This is a genomic window from Geitlerinema sp. CS-897 (assembly GCF_028368005.1).
GTDB lineage: Bacteria > Cyanobacteriota > Cyanobacteriia > Cyanobacteriales > Geitlerinemataceae > Baaleninema > Baaleninema simplex.
The window spans coordinates 1-5142 of sequence record NZ_JAQNCQ010000006.1; the positions used below are offsets into that span (position 1 = coordinate 1).

Annotated in this window: 5 protein-coding genes and 1 pseudogene; 3 read left to right on the forward strand and 3 right to left on the reverse strand. The window is 53.5% G+C overall.

Annotated elements, in window-relative coordinates:
• Positions 1-150: 150 nt before the first annotated feature.
• Both POG22_RS00170 and POG22_RS00175 read left to right on the forward strand, forming a co-directional pair.
• Positions 151-525 carry a hypothetical protein gene (locus tag POG22_RS00170; RefSeq protein WP_498902933.1) on the forward strand — a complete coding sequence of 125 codons (375 nt, stop codon included), beginning with the start codon at positions 151-153 and terminating at the stop codon, positions 523-525.
• On the forward strand, positions 522-1376 hold the full coding sequence (locus POG22_RS00175) for a calcium-binding protein (protein ID WP_017663113.1): 855 nt from the start codon (positions 522-524) through the stop codon (positions 1374-1376). Before POG22_RS00170 ends, POG22_RS00175 begins: the two co-directional genes overlap by 4 nt.
• A 22-nt stretch (positions 1377-1398) precedes the next feature.
• Here the strand turns inward: POG22_RS00175 and POG22_RS00180 are convergent, their stop codons facing one another.
• Complete coding sequence (locus POG22_RS00180) at positions 1399-1554, reverse strand: hypothetical protein (RefSeq protein WP_498902934.1); 156 nt, start codon at positions 1552-1554, stop codon at positions 1399-1401.
• 77 nt (positions 1555-1631) lie between these two features.
• Here POG22_RS00180 and POG22_RS00185 point away from each other — a divergent pair, with 77 nt between their 5' ends.
• A complete protein-coding gene (locus POG22_RS00185; RefSeq protein ID WP_498902935.1) occupies positions 1632-2588 on the forward strand; it encodes a hypothetical protein in 957 nt (318 codons plus the stop codon).
• A 26-nt stretch (positions 2589-2614) separates the two neighbouring features.
• Here the strand turns inward: POG22_RS00185 and POG22_RS00190 are convergent, their stop codons facing one another.
• Together POG22_RS00190 and POG22_RS00195 are read right to left on the reverse strand one after the other, a co-directional pair.
• A complete protein-coding gene (locus tag POG22_RS00190; protein WP_498902937.1) occupies positions 2615-4231 on the reverse strand; it encodes a polysaccharide biosynthesis/export family protein in 1617 nt (538 codons plus the stop codon).
• A gap of 118 nt (positions 4232-4349) precedes the next feature.
• A pseudogene (locus tag POG22_RS00195) lies at positions 4350-4952 on the reverse strand (IS1 family transposase); the annotation flags it as partial.
• Positions 4953-5142 lie beyond the last annotated feature (190 nt).

Here is a 5142-nt window from a genome sequence, read left to right on the forward strand (position 1 = left end):
AATCACTGCCTGTAGCTGATGACGCTCTTCTGCTGTCAGGCGCACAATGTATTTTTTCTGCATGGGACTCCGGCTCGCTCCCTACAGATTACCTCAATACTCCCGTTAACCCTAATTCTTAGAGTTGACGCTGCACTAGCCTCGATCGGCTTGCTAAAACTTCACAAACTCCTTACAGCCGATTTACAGTGGTTTGGCCTCGACACCCTCGAAGGGACTTTCGGCAATCCACAACCGCCAGCAGCCCACCGTGACGACCGAGTCAGGTACACTTTCCTCTACCCGACTCCCGAGACAGGACGAGGGAACTCAAACGGTCTCGAGCGAGTCGGGATCGATGGAATCGAGACAGCGTTGAGGCGATCGCGCGACTTGAATTTCCGGTCTCGAGTGTCCGATCGAGGTCGAATCGAGTACGGAACTCGGCCGCCGCTGTCTCCCCAAACCACCTATCGATACGGCCGACCGTCGCGATCGCCTGCTGGTCGAGAATACCCCTATTTCGCAGCACGCTTTTCACTATGACCCTTTCAGCCATTCAACTCGGAAACGATTTCGACTTTGCGATCGCGACGGATGGAAACGACATCATCGATTATGTCGCTCTTCCTCTCGAACAACGCCAGCAACTCGCTGCGTCCGTGGGGATCGACGCCTTCGTCCTCGCGGCGGGAAACGACAGCGGTATAGACGACGGGGGCGATCGCATTTATTTCGGAAACGAAGGGGACGATAGCATCTTTGGGAACGCTGGCGACGACACGATCGCCGCCGGACGCAACAACGACTTCGTCGCGGGAGGAGACGACGAAGACATTCTCTTCGGAAACCTCGGCGACGACCTCCTCCTCGGTGGCGACGGCGACGATACGATGTTTGGCGGTCAAAATAACGACCTCCTCAACGGCGAAGGAGACGAAGATTTCCTTAGCGGCGATCGCGATAACGATACGCTCAACGGCGGCGACGATGACGATACCCTCATCGGGGGAGACGGAAACGACGTTCTTTCAGGAAACGACGACGACGACCTCCTCTTCGGTGGATTCGGGGTCGACGATCTGCGGGGTGGAGAGGGAGACGATACTCTAATTTTCCGTCGGGGAGAGGCGGTGAATGACGTCCTCGATGCCGATGTCGTTATCGATTTCGACTCCGACGACGATATTTTGGCACTGAATTTTAACGATTATGCCCTCGACGATAGTGTAGATTTGTCGAATCTCCTCAATTTCGACGGTGCAAACGGCCCGGAAGTCGATACGGTCGTTCGCATCGGCCAAACTGGCCCCATCGTCGGCGTGGTTATCGATATTACGGCTCGAGAGCTTGAAGACCGGACGCGATCGATCTCGATTCCGTCGCTCGGGATTTGAGTTCGAGCGTTCGTGTTTGATGTTAGTATGGTTTTTTGCTGTCGCCGCCCGATCGCGCGATCGTCGTTCTAAAAGAGACAAACCAACGCACGAAGCAACTGATATCTTGCATCGAAGCGTTCGAGAGCATGGCGATCGCCCGCGAGACAACCTCGCTGCGGCACAAAGCTCTCTTCACGTCGTACGAACTTTATCAAACATGGGTTTACCTCATGTACTTCAATTTGTCAAGTCTTCGTCCGAGCTAAATTTTCGATGAGTGGACCGACCGAACGAATTTATCGAGACCTCAGCCAATTGAACGAGGAAATCGCCGAACTCGCTCGAGGCTTCGATCGCACCTACACTGACTATTTAACCGCTTTGGGGCAGGCGATCGGCCAACAAGCGATCCTCGCAACCTATCACCTCTGCACCCACAGCTACCCCGAAGCGTTTTTACAGTTGTCGTTCGAGCGGCGACAGAAATTTCAGGAGACCTTACGAGAAATCGCCAAAGGAGTCGATCCGCTGCTACAGCGCGTGCGTCTCAGTGCGATGCTGCGCGTTCTCCAAGAAGCGGCGGCTGAGGAATTCGAGGAAGACGAGGATCTCGACGAGGACGAGTTTTCCGATGGCGACAACGAAGACGAGGATCTCGACGACGAAGAAGAAGAGGAGGACGACGACGAGGATCTCTTTGCTGAAGAAATTCAATCCCTCGAGCTATCGTTGATGGATTTAGAGAGTTTTGACAGCGTCCCGACCCTATCGCAACATCAGCCGATGACGCCACAATTTCTGTTGCGATGGCAGCAGGCGCTCGAGGCGGGAATCGTGCAGATTTTGGCGACGATCTCCAATCAAATCAACCAACTGTTGAGAACCTATAAGGTCTTACCGCCCAATTTACCGCCGCCGTTACTCGAGGCGGCCAGTCAAGCGGAAGCCACCTCAGAAAGCGTCTCGGGACCGCCGAACGTGTTGAGCTTGCTCATCGAAACCGAAACCTCCAACGAATCGGCACCGAGTAACGTGATGCAACTGACGACGGTTCACCTGCGGCTGTCTGAAATCGAGTTTGCCGATACTCAGGTCAAAAGTGTGCGCGATCGCCTGCGTCAGCTCTCTGGACAACTCATCAAACTCGGAAAAGCCTATCAGAAGAAGCAACGAGAGCGGGCGGTCATCGAAGCTGAGTCGGCCTGGCGATCGAGTTGGTTCGACGATTGAGTGCGAGACGGTTGTGGGTGGGGCGCTTAATTCCCGTCACCGAAATTAAACAAGCGGAAAAAGCGATCGAAAATAAACAGGTTCCCGATCGGGCGCACGATATTACTCAAGGTATCTGAGACGGCCGTAAACGTATTGCGTCCGACTAAGATAATGTCGTCGTTCTGCAAAATCGGGTTAGTTTCTTCGTTGACGCGATCCTCGAAATCTACTGAAATACGACGGCGAGATACCGTTCCGTTGGGATTGAGGCGGATGAGCGTAATGCGACGGCGAGCGCGAGCGGTGTCGAACCCTCCCGCCGCGAGAAGGGCTTCGTTAAGTGGCGTGTTGGGGGGAACCTGAATCGTTCCGGGGCGCGCGGCTTCTCCGACGACGTTTACATCGATGGCGTCGGGAGAAAAGCTCGCCGAGGCGATGGCCAGAGCTTCGTCGGGTGGAATTTCGATCGCCGTCGGAACCAGAATCGAGTCCCCCGATTGCAAAATCGGATCTCGATCGAGATCTCCCGATTGTAGCATTTCCCACAGGTCGAGTTCGATGGTTTGCGTTCCGGCTTGGGTGCGTCGGTACAGCGTAATGTTGCGAATGTCCGCCAACGCCGTAATTCCGCCAGCCGTCTCGATCGCTCGAGTCAGGGTGGGGGGCGTTCCGTCTCCCGCGACGACGTGCGGTCCGGGTCGAAAGACTTCCCCGACGATGGCAATTTGCAGCGGTTCGGCGGTGTCCGGGGCGAGGTTCGTCGCTTCTAAGCGTCTCGAGAGTCCCGGCTCGAAGGTTGTGAGGGTGGGAACGATGACGCGATCGCCGTCGAGGAGAACCGGATCGCGATCGAGATCGCCGTTTTCGATCAGTTCCCACAGATCGAGAACCATCGTTTGCGGTTCGGGAGTACTGCGTCGCAGTTGAACTCGAGATAAGTCCGCCGCTTGGGTAATCCCTCCGGCGGTTTGTAACGCTTGGGTGAGAGTGGGAAAGCCGCTGTCTCCTGAAGGGGCGATGGTGTAAGCCCCCGGACTGCTGACTTCTCCAGATACGGCGATGCGAAGGGGACGGGGAGCGGTTAGGTCGAGGGTGACGATCGGACGGCGCAAAATGCGAGCGTATCGCTGGGAGATTACGTCGCGAGTTTGGCTGAGGGTGAGGCCGCCGACGTTGACGGAGCCGATGACGGGAAGGTTGAGGGTGTTTTCGAGGGTGACGGCGTACTCGCCGCTGTAGTCGGGAACGCCGAAAATCGTAATTTGCAGGCGATCGCCGCCTCCGAGGGTGTAGGTGGGGGTTTTCGGCGGCGAGGTCGTTTCGGGGAAGGATTCGGGGGGGCGATCGGGAACGGGTTGCGATCGCCTCGGTTCGGAAAATTCGACGGGAGACTCGGAGGGAAAAGACGGCAGGATTGAGGGTAAAACGCCCTCGCTGTCTCGTTCGTTTTCGCGGTCGTCTGGGTTTTCGACTTCGCGATCGATTTCGATTTCGATGTCTTCGTCAAAATAGGGCAAGCTGGGCGGTTGCGACGCTTCTGTGGCGATTCCGAAAGTACTCCAACTGGCAGCGGTTGCGAAGACTCCCAGGAACGACTTTCGAAATTGTGGGCGATCGCCCGGAGCGTGACTTCCACAAAGCCAGTCAAAACAACGCTTCATAGTTACATTAGAAAGTTTTTTTGCGATCGAACTCGTGTGGAACTGCGATCTGGCATCGCGATTAAAATTGTAGTCCAGGTAGAAAAAATCTGCGATGTGGCTGTTTTTCAGTCTAATTTTAAACTTCAAAATAGACTGGGTAGTTATGCACAGTGATGATGACGAGCGCGGATTGAAGCATTATATTATAATGATGGATGAAGTGCCAAATCGCGCTCACGTGATTTTCTAACTTTTTAGAAAAAGATAAAGTTTTACGAACGAGTCGAGACACACGCTGACGAAGAGTATTGTTAAATCTTTCAATATAACTGGTTTTTTCCGAATCCTTTTCAACAGCTTTATGTCGTTTGCTAGGTAAAACAGTTTGATAAGATTTCCAAAGATCGGTATAGCCGGTAGCACATTGACGATAAACAGGAGGCAAAGATTTCCATAATTTTCGTGCCGCTTCTCGATCTCGCGCACCAATATAGACACCAACAATTTCGCGCGTTTCAGCATTTAAAGCCAGCCAAACCCACTGCTTGACTGGCTTGCGGCCGACAAACGACCAGAGTTCATCCATTTGAACAATCAGTTTCCCCCTTTTTTTTGGCATCACTTCAACTTTTCGAGGAACCTGTGCCAACTTCTTATTTACATAATCTTGAAGATGTCGCATAGAAATTCTTGCAGCCTGAGAAATACCAGCTAAGGATATTTTTTCTAAAAGAAGTCGAGAGAACTCCGTTCCGCTTCGCGAACGACGGGTGCATCTCAAAAATGTAAATTCATCGAATTGGGCGCACTCAATTTCCAGATCCCCGGCATCTCCAAGATGGTATCTGTTTAGCGTAACGGCCAAAGTACGACGAAAGGGGGATGGCACAAGCCAGGACAAGTCGCCAAGCTAAAAGAGAAAGAGAAGC